We start from the raw sequence: 17,691 nt of genomic DNA, 5'->3' as shown, positions 1-17,691 counted from the left end.
GGGGGGGGGTGTGGGCGGCGCGCGCGGGGGGGGGGGGGCCCCCCCCCCCCGGGGCCCCCGGGGGGGGGGGCCCCCCCGCCGTGCTCGACAGAACGTTCTTCGTCAGGAGTTGGCCTTCTCGTAGGCCTCCTGGACCTCGGTGGAGATGCGGCCGCGCTCGCTGACGTCGTAGCCGTTCTCGCGGGCCCACTCGCGGATCGCGCTGACGTTGCGGCGCTGGCCACGACCGGGCACGCGTCCCGTGGAACGGCGTCCTCCGGTGCGCTCGGCGTGCCCGATCCACATGGCCAGCGCGTCGCGCAGCTTGGCCGCGTTGTCGTTGGTCAGGTCGATCTCGTAGCTGACACCGTCGAGCGCGAACGTCACGGTCTCATCGGCGGGTGACTCCTTGTCCACGTCGTCGACGAGGAGCACCTGGACCTTCTTTGCCATGAAATTTTCCTTCGGGGGGTGAGTATTCTGTGCATGAACGAGGATGCACCCTTGAGCGTATACACGGAGTATAGCCAGAGCAAAGTAATCGTAAAGCCGAATCGCCGGTTTAGGGCTCAGGGCGATTTGTCGCCATCCTCCGGAGCTGTCTCGGCACTGCCCGCGACATCATTTTCGCCGCGAGCCCGGCGGCGGTCGATCTCCTGCTCGAAACGCCTCTGGGCCAGTCGTTCCCGACGGTCTCCCTCGATCATTCGCTTCATGATGGCGTAGAAGAACGCCGCGACGACGAGGGTCGGGACGAGTGCCGCGACATACGGCCAGATCGCACTCACGTCACACCTCCGGCTTCAGGTGCGGGAAGAGGATGGTCTCGCGGATGCTGGCGCCGGTGAAGAGCATCACGAGGCGGTCGATTCCCAGTCCCAGGCCACCCATCGGCGGCGCGCCGTACTCGAGTGCCCGCAGGAAGTCCTCGTCCAGCTGCATGGCCTCTGGGTCCCCCCCCGCGGCCCGTAGCGACTGCTCGGTGAGCACCTCGCGCTGGACGACCGGGTCGACGAGCTCGGAGAACCCGGTACCGCGCTCGACCCCGCCGATGACGAGGTCCCAGGCCTCGATGAGCCCCGGTGTGTCGCGGTGCGGGCGGGCCAGCGGCTGGGCGATCGCCGGGTAGTCGCACAGGAACGTCGGCTGGAGCAGGCCCGGCTCGACGAGCTCCCCGAGGAGCTCGAGGAAGACCTTGTCCTTCTCGAGGCCGGGGTCCACCTCCACCCCGTGCCGCTGCGCGTACCCGAGCAGCGTCTCCTTCGGGGTGTCGATGGTGACCGTCTCGCCGACGGCCTCGCTCACGGCCTCGTACACCGGCAGCCACCGCCACTCGGCGTCGAGGTCGACGACACCGGCGGGCGTGTCGACCTGCCGTGACCCCAGGGTGTCGGCGACGCCGAGGTAGATGTCCCGGATCAGCTCGCCGATCGTCCGCTGGTCACCCCAGGCCTGGTAGGCCTCGAGCATCGTGAACTCGGGGGAGTGGGTGGCGTCGACGCCCTCGTTGCGGAAGATCCGGCCCATCTCGTAGACGCGCTCGACGCCGCCGACGACGGCCTTCTTGAGGTTGAGCTCGAGGGCGATGCGCAGGACCATCTCGTGGTCGAACGCGTTCATGTGCGTGCGGAAGGGGCGGGCCGCGGCCCCGCCGTGCACGAGCTGGACGACCGGGGTCTCGACCTCGACGTAGCCCTGGCCCTCGAGCACCCGCCGGACGGCCGACAGGACGGCGGCCTTGGTCCGCACCATGTCACGGGCCTGCTGGCGCACCACGAGGTCGGCGTAGCGCTGCCGGACCCGCGACTCCTCCGAGAGCTCCTTGTGCAGCACCGGCAGCGGGCGCAGCGCCTTGCTCGCCATGCCCCATCGCGAGGCCATGACGGAGAGCTCGCCGCGACGGCTCCTGATGACCCGGCCCTCGACCCACACGTGGTCGCCGAGGTCGGCGTCGGTCTTCCACGCGGCGAGGGCGTCCTCGCCGACCTCCGCGAGACTGAGCATCACCTGCAGGCGGGTGCCCACGCCCTCCTGGAGCGTGGCGAACGCCAGCTTGCCGGTGTTGCGGACGAAGACGACCCGGCCGGCGACCCCGACGACGTCCTGGGACTCCGCACCGGTCTCGAGGTGGTCCCAGCCCGTCCGCACGTCGGCCAGCGAGTGCGTCCGGGGCACGGTGACCGGGTAGGCCTCGCCTCCGCCGGCGAGGATCCGGTCGCGCTTCTCGCGGCGCACCCGCATCTGCTCCGGCAGGTCGGCCTCGGGCGCGGCGGGCGTGGGCGTGTCGGTCACGGGGGTCAAGCCTACGAGGCCCGGGCGCCGTGCTCGTCGGTCACCCGCCCCCTCCTCCCGCGAACGTGTGTGAACACGCCGCAGGTCCCGCGGCGAGTTCACACACGTTCGCCGTGGGGGGTGGGGTGGTGCGGCTCCATCCCGGCCAGGCGGTACGCGGCGTCGACGAGCTCCATCTGCTCGACGGCGTCCTGCGCGTCGGTGAGCACCGGCGCGTCCTCGCGGACCGCCGCCCTGAAGACCTCGAGCTGGTAGGTGTAGCTGCTGCGCTCGCCGAGGTGCTCGACGGTCTCGGTGCCGTCGGCGGCCCGCAGGACGAGGGAGTCGTCGAGGTGCGGCAGCGGGTAGCTCGGGACGTGCAGGGTGCCTGCCGTCCCCTGGACCGTGAGGTGGAAGTCCAGCTCGGCGGCGTCCATCCGGCTGCCGCCCCGGCCCGTCACCCCGGACGGGTACTCGACGTCGACCCACAGCTCGGCGTCCACGCCCGGGGCGCCCTCGCGCGCGCGGGCGCTCGCCCCCGTGAGCCGCGGCGGCCCGCCGAGCAACGCCCCGAGGAGCCGCAGCGCCGAGAGGCTGTAGCAGCCGAGGTCCATGGTCGAGCCGCCGGCGAGGGCGGGGTTCCACCGGGGGTCGTCGGCGCCGGGGTCGGGCATCGAGAGGGTGGCCTCGACGTGCCGGACCTCGCCGACGCCGCCGTCCCGGACGATCCCGACGGCGCGCTGCCACAGCGGGTGGTACGGGTAGTGGAACGCCTCCATGAGCACGACCCCGCTCGCCCGGACGGCCTCGAGCGTCGCGCGGGCCTCGTCGGCGTTCGCCGCCGACGGCTTCTCGGCGAGGACGTGCTTGCCGGCCTCGGCCGCGCGCCGGTTCCAGTGGCCGTGGAGGCCGTTGGGGAGCGGGTCGTACACCGCCTCGACGTCGGGGTCGGCGAGCAGCTCGGCGTACGAGGTGTGCACGCGGGGGATGCCGTGCCGGTCGGCGAACTCCCGGGCGCGCCGGGGGTCCCGGGCGGCGCACGCGACGACCTCGACACCGAGCGCGCGGGCGGGGGAGAGGAGGGCGAGCTCGGTGATCCGGGCGGCGCCCAGCACCCCGATCCGCAGCGGGTCCGTCGACGTCGTCGGCACGGTCATGGCGCCGAGCCTAGGGGGAGGGGGCCGGCCGAGCGGGGACCGATGCCGCCGGAACCACCTCAGCCGCGGGGCGCGGCCGTGGAGTCGCGGACGACGAGCCGGGGTTCCACGACGACGTCCTCGACCCCGGTCGTGCCGTCGAGGAGCGCCGTCATGGACGCGATGCTCGCCCGGGCCAGGGCCTCCGGGTCCTGGCTCACCGACGTCAGCCGCACGGTCTCGAGCCGGGCGAGCGGACTGTCGTCGTAGCCGACGACCGAGAGGTCGGTGGGGACGGCGAGCCCGGCGCGGACCATCACGTCGCGCACACCCAGGGCGCACCGGTCGTTGAACGCGACGACCGCCGTGGGGCGTGTGCCCGGCGGTTCCGCCGCGAGGGCCGCCCCGGCCACGAGCCCCCCGGCCTCGGTGTCGCCGGCCCGCACGACGGCGGCGGCCGGCGCCAGCCCGTGGTCCCGCATCGCGGCCCGGTAGCCCTGCCGTCGTGCCGTGGAGATCGCCCCGCGGCCCCCGTCGGCGTAGGCGATGCGGGTGTGGCCGAGCCGGGTGAGGTGGTCGACGACGAGCCGCAGCCCGTGGGCGTCGTCGGCCCGCACCCCGCGGGCCAGACGGGCCCCGGGACGTCCGACGACGACGAGCGGCGCATCGGCGGCCAGGGTGTCGAGGGCGTCGTCGCCGAGCGTCGTCCCGAGCAGGAGGACGCCCGCGCAGCGGGAGTCGACGAGGGTGTCGACCGCCGCCCGTTCGTCCCGGCGGGACGTCGTCGTCGACAGGACGAGGTCGAGGCCGGTGCCCGCCACCGCGCCGTCGAGGGCGTCGACCATCGTGGCGTGGAACGGATGGCTCACGTCCAGGACGACGCCGAGCAGGTGCGAGCGCTTGCGGGCCAGGGCGCTGGCCGACCGGTCGGCGCGGTAGCCGAGGGCCCCGGCCGCCTCGTGCACCGCGGAGCGGGTGGCCTGGCTCGGTCCGGGCCGGTCGCGCAGCACGAGCGACACGGTGGCCGTGGACACGCCGGCCCGCCGGGCGACGTCGGCGAGGCGGGCGCGGGGCATGGGCGCGATCCTTCCACCGACGGGCATCCCTTGACAGCATCGCCGGAGCGGTCCCAGACTGCCTTAAAGCGCTTTAAGGATAGCCCATCGGCAGCCGCCCGAGGAGCCGCAGATGACCGTCGCCGCAACCCCCCGCGAGTACGACCCGTTCTCCGACGAGTTCAAGGCCGACCCGTTCCCGGTCTACGACTGGATGCGCGAGGAGGCGCCGGTCTACCACTCCGAGAAGTGGGGATGGTGGGCGCTGTCCCGGTTCGACGACGTCCGCGCCGCCGCCACCGACCCGGAGACCTTCCTGTCCTTCGAGGGCATCGACATCGACGACACCGCGAAGGACCAGTCCGGGCCGGGCTTCCTGCCCGACATCGACAACCCCCGCCACGACGCGCTGCGGCAGGTCATCCAGCCGTTCTTCCTGCCGCGGCGCATCGCCGAGCGCGAGGACGCCATCCGGGCCGTCATCCGCGGGCACCTCGCCCCGTGGCGCGACCGCGGGCGGGTGGACCTCGCGCAGGAGTTCGCCTGGCCGATCCCCAACGACGTGTTCTTCGCGGTCCTCGGCCTCCCCGGGCGGCACGACGACCCGGCGACCCGGGCGCAGCTCGACACCTGGGTGCACCAGCTCAAGGACCGCAAGCCGGGCGACCAGAGACTGACCCCGGTCGCGCGGGCGGCGACCGAGGGCATCCGCGACTACTTCGTGCACCTGCTCGACGACCGGCGTGCGCACCCCCGTGACGACGTCCTCACCCACCTCGTGCGGACCGACATCGGCGGCGTCCCCTTCGCCGAGGAGCACATCACCCCCGCGTCCGAGGTGCTCGGCCTGATGATGGTGCTCTTCCTCGGCGGGGTGGAGTCGACCGCCGGCCTCATCGGGACGACCTTCAGGCTGCTCGCCGACCACCCCGACCAGCGCGAGCTCGTGCTGCGCGACCCCTCGCTCATCCCGTCGGCCGTCGACGAGGCGGTGCGGTGGAACACCCCGCTGCAGCTCGTCGGCCGCACGGCAGCCCGCGACGTCACGCTGCACGGCACGACGATCCCGGAGGGTGGCCGCGTCGTCCTCGTCTACGGCGCGGCCAACCGCGACGAGCGCCGGTTCGAGGACGCCGACCGCTACCTCGTGACCCGTGGCCGGTTCCGCCACCTCGGGTTCGGCGAGGGGATGCACGGATGCCTCGGGCGCCCGCTCGCGCTGCTCGAGACCCAGGTCGCCCTCGAGGAGGCGCTGCCCGTCCTCGGCCGCTACGCCCTGGACGGCGAGCCCGAGAAGTACCGCAGTACGCCCAACATGCACGTGTGGTGGCACCTGCCCGTCTCGTTCACGCCACCGGGTGAGCGCGGGGAGTCCGGCGACGCGGTCTCCCGGCTCACCGGCGAGACGATGACCGAGGCGGTCGTCGAGGCCAAGGACGCCGTGGCCGACGGCGTCGTCTCGCTCACCCTGCGCCCGACCTCCGGGGGCCCGTTCCCGGCGTGGCGGCCCGGCGCGCACGTCGACCTCGTCCTGCCCGGGGTGCGCACCCGGCAGTACTCGCTCTGCGGCGACCCGGACGACTGCTCCACCTACCGGCTCGGCGTGCTCCGCGAGCCCGCGAGCCGCGGGACCTCCGAGCTGGTGCACGCGGGCCTGCGCGCCGGCGACACGGTGCGGGTCGTCGGGCCGCGCAACCACTTCCGGCTCGCCGAGTCCGACGAGTACGTGTTCGTCGCGGGTGGCATCGGCATCACGCCGATCCTGCCGATGCTGCGCGAGGCGCAGGCGCGCGGCGCCGACTGGCACCTCACCTACGGCGGACGGAGCCGGGCGTCGATGGCCTTCCTCGACGAGCTCGAGCGGTACGGGGACCGGGTGACGGTCGCACCGCAGGACGAGACGGGCCTGCTCGACCTCGCGGCCGCCCTCGGCGAGCCGCGGGAGGCCACGGCCGTCTACTGCTGCGGCCCCGGCCCGCTGCTCGACGCGGTCGAGGCCGCCACCGCCGGGTGGCCGCGGGGCAGCCTGCACGTCGAGCGGTTCGCCGCGAAGCCGCTGACCGACCCGGTGCGGGCCGACGCCTTCGAGGTCGAGCTGCGGGCGAGCGGCCGGACGGTCACCGTGCCCCCGGACGTCTCGGTGCTCGACGCCGTCGCGGAGGCCGGCGTGCCGACCGTGTCCTCGTGCGCCGAGGGGACCTGCGGCACGTGCGAGACGACCGTTCTCGAGGGGACACCGGACCACCGCGACTCGGTGCTCGACGAGACCGAGCGCGAGGCCGGCGACTGCATGATGATCTGTGTCTCGCGCTCCTGCACGTCGCGTCTCGTCCGCCACCTGTCCGCGCGGGGGGGGTTGTGTTTATAGGCGCCTTTGGGGGGGTCGCGTTTCACCTCGACCGCGCGGCGCGCCTCGGCTGCGGATATCTCGACGGGGCTTTGACCGCATGACATAATGATCTAACATTTGCTGGTCCGACCCTCACCGTCGAGAGGAGCCCCTGTGGCCGAGTCCAAGGCACGCAACACGACCGACCCGCGCTACGGCAAGCTGACCCTCGGCGTGTGCCCCGACCAGTGGGGCGTCTGGTTCCCGCAGGACGAGAAGCAGATCGACTGGGACGTCGCGCTCGACGAGATGGCCGAGGCCGGCTTCTCCGTCATGGAGACCGGCCCGTTCGGGTACTTCCCCACCGACCCGGCGCGCCTCCAGGACGAGATGGACGCCCGCGGCTTCCGGGTCGTCGCCGGCACCGGCTGGGGCATCCTCCACAAGGAGGAGGCCTGGGCCGACACCGAGAAGCTCTTCCGCTCCATCGGTGAGACGCACGCCGCGGTCGGCGCCGAGTACGTCGTCCACCTCCCCCCGATGTTCCGTGACGAGAAGACCGGCGCCTACATCGACGACAAGGTCCTCACCCCCGAGGCCTGGCGGCTCTACATCTCCAACGCGAACCGGCTCGGCCGGATCATGAAGGAGGACTACGGACTGACGATGGTGCTGCACCCGCACGGCGACAGCCACATCGAGACTCCCGAGGACATCGACCGCGTCTTCGAGGCCACCGACCCCGAGTACGTCGGCTTCTGCCTCGACACCGGCCACATCGTCTACGGCTCCGGCGACCCGATGGAGCTCTGCCGCAAGTACCCCGAGCGGATCTCCTACGTCCACATCAAAGCGATGGACGCCGCCCTGGTCCAGCAGGCGCACGACGAGGACTGGCCGTTCGTCCAGGCGGTGCACGCCGGGGTCTCCGTGGCGCCACCGGCGGGCCTGCCGGACATGCGCGACCTCGTCGAGGCGCTCGCCGACCTCGACAAGGAGCTCTACGTCGTCTGCGAGCAGGACATGTACGGCTGCCCGAAGACCGACCCGCTGCCCATCGCCGTCGAGACGCGCAGGTACCTCGCGAGCCTCGGCCTCGGTCTGCCCTGACGCCGGCCCCGCCGGGAGTCAGCGCTCGTCCACCATGATGTCGATCGAGTAGTCCTCGGCGCGGTAGCAGTGGTCGCCGAACTCCACGGCGTTGCCGGCGGCGTCGAAGGCCATCCGGCTCATCGTCAGCACGGGCTGCTGGCCGCGGATGCCGAGGTGCCGGCGCTCGGTGGGCGTGGGCATCCGCGCCCCGATGGTCTGCCGGGCGACGACCGGCTTGACCCCGCGGGCCCGCAGCGCCGCGTACAGCCCGGTCTCCTCGAGCTCTTCGCGGGTGACGTCGGAGAAGCGGGGCGGCAGCCAGTTGTGCAGGTACGCGATGGGGGCGTCGTCGGCCGACCGCACCCGCACGACGCGGAGCAGCGGTGAGTCGGCCGGGAGGTCGAGCGCCGCGGCGGCGCGCTCGTCGGTGACCGTCTCGAGGCTGACGACGGAGGAGCTCGGGTGCCGCCCCTCGCGTCGCAGGTCGTCCCAGAGCGAGGTGAGCTCGGCGCGGCGGTGCACCTTGCGGTTGGCGACGTGGGTGCCGAGGCCGCGGCGGCGGACGAGGAGGCCCTGGTCGACCATCTCCTGGATGGCCCGGCGCACCGTGGGGCGGGACAGGGCGAGCCGGGCGGCCAGGGCGACCTCGTTCTCGAACGGGTCGCCGGGCTGGAGCCGTCCGTCGGCGATCGCCCCGCTCAGCTGCTCGGCCAGCTGGTGGTAGAGCGGCACGGGTGAGTCGCGGTCGATCTCGACGGTGACGAGGTGCGCGCTCACGCAGAGCACTGTAAGACAGACCCCACGCGGAAGTCAGCCGTTCCTGAGGTGCATATATCAGAATGTAAGGACAAAGTCTTGACATGACGTCACGTCCCGGCGACAGTGGACCCGTCCCCCTCGGCGCCACGGACGGCGCCTCTCACGAAGGAGTGCGGATGCGGATCGGTCTGGCGGGTGTGGGGCGTATCGGTGCCTTCCACGCGGCGACCCTCTCCGCGCTGCCGGCCGTCGACACGGTGGTCGCCACCGACGCCGACCCCGTGCTCACCGAGAAGGTCGCCACCGAGCTCGGGCTCGAGACCGCGCCGGACGCGGCGACCCTCCTCGACTCCGGCATCGACGGCGTCGTCATCGCCACCGCCACCCCGGGCCACGCGCCGCTGCTGCGGGCCGCCCTGGAGGCCGGCGTCCCGGTCTTCTGCGAGAAGCCCGTGGCCGCGACCCTCGCGGAGACCATCGAGCTGGCCCACCTCGCCGAGTCGACCGACGTCCCGGTGCACGTCGGCTTCCAGCGCCGCTTCGACCCCGGCCACCGGCGTGCCCGGGAGGCCGTCGCGGCGGGCGAGCTGGGTACCGTCCACGCCGTCCGCAGCCAGACCCACGACCAGGCGCCGCCCCACGCCGCGTACATCCCGACGAGCGGCGGCATCTTCCGGGACTGCGCCGTGCACGACGTCGACGGCATCCGTTTCGTCACCGGCCGCGAGGTCGTCACGGTGTACGCGACCGGCGAGAACGTCGGTGCGCCCTTCTTCCGCGAGGCCGGCGACGTCGACACCGCGGTCGCGGTGCTCACCCTCGACGACGGGACGCTCGCGACGGTCACGGCGACGCGCTACTCCGGCACCGGCTACGACGTCCGGATGGAGGTCATGGGCGAGCACGCCGTCCTCGGCGTCGGGTTCGACGACTCGCTCGCCCTCGTGTCCGCGGAGCCGGGTGCCGACTTCCCCCGCGGTACGCCCCACCTGGTCTTCATGGACCGCTTCCGGACCGCGTACACGGCCGAGCTCGCGGCCTTCTGCGAGGTCGCCGCCGGCCACCTCGCGAGCCCCTGCACGGTCCGCGACGCCCTCGAGGCGTTCCGCGTCGCCGAGGCCTGTGAGCTCTCCCGCGCCGAGCGCCGCCCCGTGGACATGGCCGAGATCGCCACGGTCGAAGGATGAGCGAGATGTCCGCACCCGCCTACGACCTCGTCTCGATGGGACGCACCGGCGTCGACGTCTACCCCCTCGAGCACGGCGTCGGTCTCGAGGACGTCCGCACCTTCCAGAAGTTCCTCGGCGGCAGCGCCACGAACGTCGCCGTCGCCGCAGCCCGGCACGGCCGCCGGGTGGCACTCGTGACCAAGGTGGGGGCCGACCCGTTCGGCCGCTACGTCCGCCGCGAGACCGCGCGGCTCGGGGTGGACCCGGAGTTCGTCTCGGTCATCGAGGGGGACGGTCCGCCCACCCCGGTCACCTTCTGCGAGGTCTTCCCCCCGGACGACTTCCCGCTGCACTTCTACCGGTACCCCTCCGCACCGGACCTGCTCATCACCCCGGACGAGCTGCCCCACGAGGCGATCCGCGAGGCCCGGGTCTTCTGGGCCACGGTGACCGGTCTGTCCCAGGAGCCCTCCCGGTCCGCGCACACCGCGGCGTGGGACGTGCGGGGCCGGGCCGGGCACACCGTCCTCGACCTCGACTACCGCCCGATGTTCTGGGCCGACCCCACCGAGGCGAGCGAGCAGGTGGGCAAGGCCCTCGAGCACGTGACCGTCGCCGTCGGCAACCGCGAGGAGTGCGAGATCGCCGTCGGCGAGACCGACCCCCAGCGGGCCGCGGACGCGCTGCTCGAGCGCGGCCTCGACCTCGCCGTCGTCAAACAGGGCCCCAGGGGCGTCCTCGCGGTCACCCGGGACGAGCGGGTGGAGGTCGCACCGCACCGGGTCACCGTCGTCAACGGCCTCGGGGCCGGGGACGCCTTCGGCGGGGCCCTCGTCCACGGCCTGCTCGCCGAGTGGGACCTGCGCCGCACCGTCGCGTTCGCGAACGTCGCGGGCGCGATCGTCGCGTCCCGGCTGGAGTGCTCGACCGCCATGCCGACGACCTACGAGGTGCAGGCCGCGCTCGCCGACGGAGGGGACGCGTCATGACCTCCTTCCAGCGTGTCTCCCGCGCCGAGCTCACCGACATCCGGGCCGGCGAGCCCGAGCGCATCGGCACGGCGTGGGCGGGCCGCGAGCGTCGCCCGCTCCTCGGGGACGACGGCCGCCTCCTCGTCGTCGCCGCCGACCACCCGGCGCGCGGTGCCCTCGGCGTGCGGGGCGACGCCCGGGCCATGGCGAGCCGCACCGACCTCCTCGAGCGGCTCGCGACCGCCGTGTCGCGCCCCGGCGTGGACGGCGTGCTCGGCACCCCCGACGTCCTCGACGACCTCCTCCTCATGGGTGCCCTCGAGGGCCGTCTCGCCATCGGGTCGATGAACCGCGGCGGCCTGCAGGGGTCGGTCTTCGAGCTCGACGACCGGTTCACCGGCTACACGGCGGACGAGATCGCCGCGCGCGGTCTGGACGGCGGGAAGATGCTCACCCGGGTGGCGCTGGACCATCCCGGCACGGTGGCGACGCTCGAGGCGAGCGCGCACGCGGTGACCGCGCTCGCCGGGCACGGCCTGATGGCCATGGTCGAGCCGTTCTGGTCGGTCGTCGAGGACGGCCGGGTCCGCAACCTCCTCGACCCGGACTCGACCATCCGCTCGATCCACGTCGCCTCCGGCCTGGGGGCGACGAGCGCGCGCACCTGGCTCAAGCTGCCGGTGGTCGACGACCTCGAGCGGGTCATGGACGCCACGACCCTGCCCACCCTGCTGCTCGGGGGCGACCCCCAGGGCCACCCCGACGACACCTACGCCTCGTGGGGGGCCGCCCTCGACATCCCGGCTGTCCGGGGACTCGTCGTGGGCCGCGCCCTCCTCTACCCCCCGGACGGCGACGTCTCCGCCGCCGTCGACATCGCCGCCCATCTCGTCCACGGAGGATCCCGATGAGCCCCGTGTCCGGCACCGGCCTGGACAACCACCACTACGTCCGCCCGCTCGGCAGCTCCTCCGAGGGGCGGTTCCGGGTCGCGATCACGCCGACCGCGTCGCATCCCGTCGAGGGATGGCGGCACACGACGCTGCGGGTCGCATGGTGCGCCGCGGAGGGACACGCCGAGCACGACTCCGGCGGCGAGGAGACGCTGGTCGTCCCCCTGACCGGGGCCTGGCGCGTCGAGGTCACCGAGGCCGACGGCACCGAGCACTCGGTCGACCTCCCGGGGCGTCCGTCGGTCTTCGCCGGGCCTACAGACGTCGTCTACGCGGGCCGCGGCTCGACGATCCGGGTCACCAACACCTCGGACGGGTCCGCGCGGGTCGCGCTCTGCGGCGCCCCGGCCACCAAGGCCGAGCAGCCGAAGCCGTACCGGCACGTCCGCGCGGCCGAGGTACCGGTCGAGCTCCGGGGCGCGGGCACCGCGAGCCGTGAGGTCCGCAACCTGGGCCTGCCGGACGTCCTCGACGCCGACTCCCTCCTCGTCTGCGAGGTCGTTACGCCGGCGGGCAACTGGTCCAGCTGGCCGCCGCACAAGCACGACCAGGAACGCCCCGGCGAGGAGACCGAGCTCGAGGAGATCTACTACGTCGAGACCCGCTCGACCGACGACCGCGGCACCGACCCGGTCGGCTACCTGCGGGTCTACGGTGCCGCGGCCCGCCCCGGTCTCGACGTCCTCGCCGAGGTCGGGACCGGCGACGTCGTCCTCGTCCCGCACGGGTGGCACGGGCCCGCGATGGCCGCTCCGGACGCCGACCTGTACTACCTCAACGTCATGGCCGGCCCCGGACCGGAGCGGGCCTGGCGCATCTGTGACGACCCGGCGCACGCCTGGGTCCGCGACGGCTGGGCGGACCAGCCCGTCGACCCCCGCCTCCCGACCGGACAGGAGACCCGATGAGCCGTTCGCCCGGCACCGTCCGGCTCACCGTCGCCCAGGCCACGGTGCGCTTCCTCGCGCAGCAGTGGACCGAGCGCGACGGCGAGCGCCGGCGGCTGTTCGCCGGGTGCTTCGGCATCTTCGGGCACGGCAACGTCGCGGGAGTCGGCCAGGCGCTGCTCCAGGAGGAGGTCCGCGCCACCGAGGCCGGCGAGACTCCCGGGCTGCCGTACGTGCTCGCCCGCAACGAGCAGGCGATGGTGCACACCTCCGTCGCCTACGCCCGGCAGAAGGACCGGCTGCAGACCTGGGCCTGCACCGCGTCGGTCGGCCCGGGCTCGACGAACATGCTCACCGGCGCCGCGCTCGCGACGGTCAACCGGCTGCCCGTGCTGCTCCTGCCGTCGGGCACCTTCGCCACCCGCGTCTCGGCGCCGGTGCTCCAGGAGCTCGAGCTGCCGCACGCCGGGGACGTCACCGTCAACGACGCCTTCCGGCCGCTGTCCCGGTTCTTCGACGAGGTGATGCGGCCCGAGCAGCTGCCGTCGGCGCTGCTCGGTGCGATGCGCGTGCTCACCGACCCCGCCGAGACCGGTGCGGTGACGATCTCGCTCCCGCAGGACGTCCAGGCCGAGGCGTTCGACTGGCCCGAGGAGCTCTTCGCCGAGCGCACCTGGCACGTCGCGCGCCCACTGCCCGAGCCCGACCGCGTCGCCGCGGCCGCGGAGGTCATCCGGTCCGCGAAGCGGCCGATGCTCGTCGCCGGGGGTGGCGTCCACTACTCCGGCGCCGAGGACGCGCTGCGGGCGTTCTGCGAGTCCACCGGCATCCCCGTCGGGGAGGCGCAGGCCGGAAAGGGATCGCTGCCGCACGGCCACCCGCAGCAGATGGGCGCCGTGGGCTCCACCGGCACGACCGCCGCCAACGCGCTCGCCCGCGAGGCCGACGTCGTCATCGGGGTCGGCACCCGGTGGAGCGACTTCACGACCGCCTCGCGCACCGCGTTCCAGGCCGACGGCGTGCGGTTCGTCAACGTCAACATCGCCGCGTTCGACGCCGGGAAGCACAGTGGCCTGTCGGTCGTCGCGGACGCGCGCGAGGCGCTCGTCGCCCTCACCGGCGCCCTCGACGACTGGTCGGTGCCCGGCTCGTACCGCCGGCGCCAGGCGAAGCTGTGGAAGGAGTGGGACGCCGCGGTCGAGGCCGCCTACGACCCGCCGCGCAGGGTGACGAGGAAGCTCGCCGACGGCCTGCTCACCCAGGGCCAGGTGCTCGGCGCGGTCAACGAGCTCACCGACCCGCGCGACGTCGTCCTCTGCGCCGCCGGCTCGATGCCCGGTGACCTGCACAAGCTGTGGCGGGTGCGGGACCGCAAGGCGTACCACGTCGAGTACGGGTACTCCTGCATGGGCTACGAGGTGCCCGCGTCGATCGGGATCAAGCTCGCCGACCCCACCCGCGAGGTGTTCGCGATGGTCGGCGACGGCGGCTACCTCATGATGCCCACCGAGCTCGTCACCGCCGTCCAGGAGCGGGTCAAGGTCGTCGTCGTCCTCGTCCAGAACCACGGCTTCCACTCGATCGGCTCGCTCTCGGAGAGCCTCGGCTCGCAGCGCTTCGGCACCCGCTACCGGATGCGTGGCGAGGAGAGCCACCGGCTCGACGGCGATCTCGTGCCGGTCGACCTCGCCGCCAACGCGCGCAGCCTCGGCTGCCACGTCATCGAGGTGCACTCCGCGGAGGGCCTCGCGGCGGCGGTCGCCGAGGCCCGTGCGTGGCCGCAGGACGGCGGGCCCGTCGTCATCCACGTCGAGACCGACCCGTTCGTCCACGCGCCCGACAGCGAGAGCTGGTGGGACGTGCCGGTGAGCGAGGTCAGCGACCTGTCGACCACCCGGTCGGCGCACGGCGACTACACCGACCACAAGAAGAGCCAGCGACCCCTCGTCACCCCGACGGACGTCCCGACCGGACGCCGCCGGGGCCGGCGCGCCGAGAGGGGCTGAGGCCCGACCTGCGAGCACCCGACGCCGCGCCGCGGCCACCGACCTTCCCGTCCGTCCGACCAGCACAGCTCACGGAACCCCAGGACACCGCCTCGACGAAGCGGTGATGTTCGAAAGGCAGAAAACCCCATGACCCGCACGAAGCCCACGGTCCTCGCCGCCGCCTCTCTCGTCGCCGCGCTCTCGCTCGCGGCGTGCTCCTCGGGAGGCGGCCGCGAGACCTCCGACGGTGGCGGCGGCAACGCCGGCCAGGCCGACACCGAGCAGATCACCATCGCGATGATCACCCACCAGGCACCCGGAGACACCTTCTGGGACGTCATCCGCAAGGGTGCCGAGTCCGCGTCGCAGAAGGACAACGTCAACCTCGAGTACTCCAACGACCCCGACGCGACGAAGCAGGCCCAGCTCGTCCAGGCGGCCATCGACAAGGGGGTCGACGGGATCGCCGTCACCGATCCCAACACCGGCGCGCTCGGCGCGGTCATCGAGTCGGCGGTCGCCGCCGGCATCCCCGTCTCGATGTTCAACGCCGGCGGCCCGGACGCCCTCGGCCTCGGCGCCATCGGCTTCTTCGGCCAGAGCGAGAGCGACGCCGGCGTCGCCGCCGGCGAGAAGATCGTCGAGGAAGGCGGCAAGAACATCGTCTGCGTCATCCAGGAGCAGGGCCAGTCCCAGCTCGAGGCACGGTGCGACGGTGTCACCGAGGGTGCCGAGGGGGCGAAGGTCGAGCGGCTCTACGTCAACGGCCGCGACGACTCGGCGGTGACGACGGCCATCCAGGCCAAGCTCACCGAGGACAAGAGCGTCGACTACGTGCTGACCCTCGGCGCGCAGTTCGCACTCGACGCGGTCCAGTCCGTCGAGGGCGCGGGCTCGGAGGCGAAGATCGGCACGTTCGACACCAACGGCGAGCTCGTCAGCGCGATCCAGGACGGCGACGTCGCCTTCGCCATCGACCAGCAGCCGTACGTCCAGGGCTACCTCGCCGTCGACTCGCTGTGGCTCTACATCAACAACGGCAACGTCCTCGGTGGCGGCGAGAACGTCGCGACGGGCCCGGCGTTCGTCGACTCCTCGAACGTCGAGCAGGTCGCCGAGTTCGCCCAGAACGGAACGCGGTGACCTGAGATGGCGACCGTCACGGCCACACCCGCCGACGACCGCGTCGGCACCCGCTCGACGCTCTCCACCGTCCTGGCCCGTCCCGAGGTCGGCGCGCTGATCGGAGCGATCGCGGTCGCCACGCTGTTCCTCGCGGTGGCCCCCGCGTTCCGCAGCGTCGGCAACATCGGCACGATCCTCTACGGCTCCTCGACGATCGGCATCATGGCGGTCGCGGTGGCGATGCTCATGATCGGTGGGGAGTTCGACCTGTCGGCAGGTGTGGCCGTGACGACGTCGGGGCTGGCCGCCGCGCACACCGCGTGGTGGTTCGGCCTCAACGTCTGGGCGGGCGTGTTCATCGCCCTCCTCATCTCGCTGGCGATCGGGGCCTTCAACGGCTTCCTGCTGCACAAGACCGGCCTGCCGAGCTTCCTCGTCACCCTCGGCACGTTCTTCGTGCTGCAGGGCGTCAACCTCGCGATGACCCGTCTCATCACCGGCGGGGTGTCGTCGAACTCCTTGCGCGACCTGGACGGCTTCGACTCCGCCAAGGCCGTCTTCGCCGCGGACTTCTCCCTCGGCCCGGTCAACGTGAAGATCCCGGTCGTCTACTGGGTGGTGTTCACGGTCATCGCCGCGGTGCTGCTGCTGCGCAGCCGGTACGGCAACTGGATCTTCGCGGTCGGCGGCGACTCCGCGGCCGCGAGGGCGGTGGGCGTCCCGGTCGTCGCGACGAAGATCGCGCTCTTCATGGGCGTGGGCCTCGCGGCGTGGCTGCTCGGGATGCACCTGCTGTTCCAGTTCAACAACCTGCAGTCCGGCCAGGGCATCGGCAACGAGTTCATCTACATCATCGCGGCCGTCATCGGCGGCTGCCTCCTCACCGGCGGCTACGGCTCGGTCGTGGGCGCGTCGGTCGGGGCACTGATCTTCGGAATGACCCAGCTCGGCATCACCTACGCCGGCTGGAACCCCGACTGGTTCAGGACCTTCCTCGGGGTCATGCTCATCGCCTCGGTGCTCGTCAACATGTTCGTCAAGCGGAAGGCGGAGGGCTGATGGCTGCTCTCGAGGACACCCGTGTCGAGTCGACGGACCGCCCGGTCCTCGAGCTCGAGGACATCGGCAAGAGCTACGGCAACGTCAACGCGCTCCGCGGGGTGAACATCAGTGTCCGCCAGGGCGAGGTCACCTGCGTGCTCGGGGACAACGGCGCCGGGAAGTCGACGCTCATCAAGATCATCGCGGGCCTGCACGAGTACACCGAGGGCACGATGAAGGTCGGAGGCGTCATCCGGCAGTTCAACAGCCCGCGTGCCGCGCAGTCCCTCGGCATCGCCACGGTCTACCAGGACCTGGCTCTCGCGCCCCTCATGGCGGTGTGGCGGAACTTCTTCCTCGGCAACGAGGTCCGCAAGGGCCCGTTCCTCGACATCGAGACGATGAAGCGCGTCGCCGGCGAGGAGCTGACGAAGATGGGGATCGTCATCCCCGACCTCGACCGTCCGGTCGGCAGCCTCTCCGGTGGCCAGCGGCAGTGCATCGCCATCGCCCGGGCGATCTACTTCGGGGCCAAGGTCGTCATCCTCGACGAGCCGACCGCGGCGCTCGGCGTCAAGCAGTCCGGGGTGGTCCTCAAGTACATCGTCGCGGCGCGCGACGCCGGGCTCGGGGTCATCTTCATCACCCACAACCCGCACCACGCCTACCTCGTCGGCAACCACTTCGTCATCCTCAAGCTCGGCCGGGTGGCGCTCGACGCGCACCGCGACGAGCTGACCCTCGAGCAGCTGACCGGCGAGATGGCCGGCGGCCAGGAGCTCGACGAGCTCAGCCATGAGCTCAGCGCCGCCGACCCGGGCAAGGTCGCGCCCGCGCACGAGGTCGCGCACGGCGGCGTCCCCGCTCCCGGGCTCGGTGACGACGAGCGTGACGGTGCCGAGCCGGGCGACGACGCCCCGAGGCGGACGGAGTAGC

At 72.7% G+C, this 17,691-nt stretch carries 16 protein-coding genes; 10 read left to right on the top strand and 6 right to left on the bottom strand.

Annotated features, from left to right (window positions below; genetic code table 11):
• Positions 1-102: 102 nt before the first annotated feature.
• The 5 genes from JQN72_RS17425 to JQN72_RS17405 form a co-directional block, all read right to left on the bottom strand.
• The gene (locus JQN72_RS17425) at positions 103-432 is read right to left on the bottom strand and encodes an Lsr2 family protein (protein ID WP_204136409.1); all 330 of its coding nucleotides are present in this window, start codon (positions 430-432) and stop codon (positions 103-105) included.
• 116 nt (positions 433-548) lie between these two features.
• Positions 549-767, bottom strand: a complete 219-nt coding sequence (locus tag JQN72_RS17420; RefSeq protein WP_204136408.1) for a hypothetical protein — start codon at positions 765-767, stop codon at positions 549-551.
• 1 nt (position 768) lies between these two features.
• Positions 769-2,220, bottom strand: a complete 1,452-nt coding sequence (locus tag JQN72_RS17415) for a lysine--tRNA ligase (protein WP_204136415.1) — start codon at positions 2,218-2,220, stop codon at positions 769-771.
• Positions 2,221-2,369: 149 nt separating this feature from the next.
• Positions 2,370-3,407: a Gfo/Idh/MocA family protein gene (locus JQN72_RS17410; protein ID WP_204136407.1), complete on the bottom strand. Its 1,038-nt coding sequence runs from the start codon at positions 3,405-3,407 to the stop codon at positions 2,370-2,372.
• A 59-nt stretch (positions 3,408-3,466) separates the two neighbouring features.
• The gene (locus JQN72_RS17405) at positions 3,467-4,462 is read right to left on the bottom strand and encodes a LacI family DNA-binding transcriptional regulator (RefSeq protein WP_204136406.1); all 996 of its coding nucleotides are present in this window, start codon (positions 4,460-4,462) and stop codon (positions 3,467-3,469) included.
• A gap of 112 nt (positions 4,463-4,574) precedes the next feature.
• Here JQN72_RS17405 and JQN72_RS17400 point away from each other — a divergent pair, with 112 nt between their 5' ends.
• A complete protein-coding gene (locus JQN72_RS17400; RefSeq protein WP_204136405.1) occupies positions 4,575-6,809 on the top strand; it encodes a cytochrome P450 in 2,235 nt (744 codons plus the stop codon).
• Between the two features lie 135 nt (positions 6,810-6,944).
• On the top strand, positions 6,945-7,880 hold the full coding sequence (locus JQN72_RS17395; RefSeq protein WP_204136404.1) for a TIM barrel protein: 936 nt from the start codon (positions 6,945-6,947) through the stop codon (positions 7,878-7,880).
• A gap of 18 nt (positions 7,881-7,898) precedes the next feature.
• On the opposite strand, the gene JQN72_RS17390 is transcribed toward JQN72_RS17395, so the two are convergent.
• The gene (locus JQN72_RS17390) at positions 7,899-8,639 is read right to left on the bottom strand and encodes a GntR family transcriptional regulator (RefSeq protein WP_204136403.1); all 741 of its coding nucleotides are present in this window, start codon (positions 8,637-8,639) and stop codon (positions 7,899-7,901) included.
• Positions 8,640-8,797: 158 nt separating this feature from the next.
• Between JQN72_RS17390 and JQN72_RS17385 the strand changes: the two genes are divergently transcribed.
• From JQN72_RS17385 to JQN72_RS17350, 8 genes are all read left to right on the top strand, one after another.
• On the top strand, positions 8,798-9,808 hold the full coding sequence (locus JQN72_RS17385) for a Gfo/Idh/MocA family oxidoreductase (protein WP_204136402.1): 1,011 nt from the start codon (positions 8,798-8,800) through the stop codon (positions 9,806-9,808).
• The gene (gene iolC / locus JQN72_RS17380; protein ID WP_239100841.1) at positions 9,805-10,779 is read left to right on the top strand and encodes a 5-dehydro-2-deoxygluconokinase; all 975 of its coding nucleotides are present in this window, start codon (positions 9,805-9,807) and stop codon (positions 10,777-10,779) included. Before JQN72_RS17385 ends, iolC begins: the two co-directional genes overlap by 4 nt.
• On the top strand, positions 10,776-11,672 hold the full coding sequence (locus tag JQN72_RS17375; RefSeq protein ID WP_204136401.1) for a deoxyribose-phosphate aldolase: 897 nt from the start codon (positions 10,776-10,778) through the stop codon (positions 11,670-11,672). The genes iolC and JQN72_RS17375 overlap by 4 nt, the downstream gene beginning before the upstream one ends.
• On the top strand, positions 11,669-12,622 hold the full coding sequence (iolB, locus tag JQN72_RS17370) for a 5-deoxy-glucuronate isomerase (protein WP_204136400.1): 954 nt from the start codon (positions 11,669-11,671) through the stop codon (positions 12,620-12,622). The genes JQN72_RS17375 and iolB overlap by 4 nt, the downstream gene beginning before the upstream one ends.
• The gene (gene iolD / locus JQN72_RS17365; protein WP_204136399.1) at positions 12,619-14,607 is read left to right on the top strand and encodes a 3D-(3,5/4)-trihydroxycyclohexane-1,2-dione acylhydrolase (decyclizing); all 1,989 of its coding nucleotides are present in this window, start codon (positions 12,619-12,621) and stop codon (positions 14,605-14,607) included. The genes iolB and iolD overlap by 4 nt, the downstream gene beginning before the upstream one ends.
• 129 nt (positions 14,608-14,736) lie before the next feature.
• Positions 14,737-15,732 carry a sugar ABC transporter substrate-binding protein gene (locus tag JQN72_RS17360; RefSeq protein WP_204136398.1) on the top strand — a complete coding sequence of 332 codons (996 nt, stop codon included), beginning with the start codon at positions 14,737-14,739 and terminating at the stop codon, positions 15,730-15,732.
• A gap of 6 nt (positions 15,733-15,738) precedes the next feature.
• Positions 15,739-16,773: an ABC transporter permease gene (locus JQN72_RS17355; protein WP_204136397.1), complete on the top strand. Its 1,035-nt coding sequence runs from the start codon at positions 15,739-15,741 to the stop codon at positions 16,771-16,773.
• Positions 16,773-17,690, top strand: coding sequence for an ATP-binding cassette domain-containing protein (locus tag JQN72_RS17350; protein ID WP_204136396.1), 918 nt, complete (start codon positions 16,773-16,775; stop codon positions 17,688-17,690). The genes JQN72_RS17355 and JQN72_RS17350 overlap by 1 nt, the downstream gene beginning before the upstream one ends.
• Position 17,691: the final 1 nt, after the last annotated feature.

Origin of the sequence: Phycicoccus sp. CSK15P-2, from assembly GCF_016888005.1 — a bacterium.
Lineage (GTDB): Bacteria > Actinomycetota > Actinomycetes > Actinomycetales > Dermatophilaceae > Phycicoccus.
This window is presented reverse-complemented; position numbering and strand designations above follow the sequence as displayed.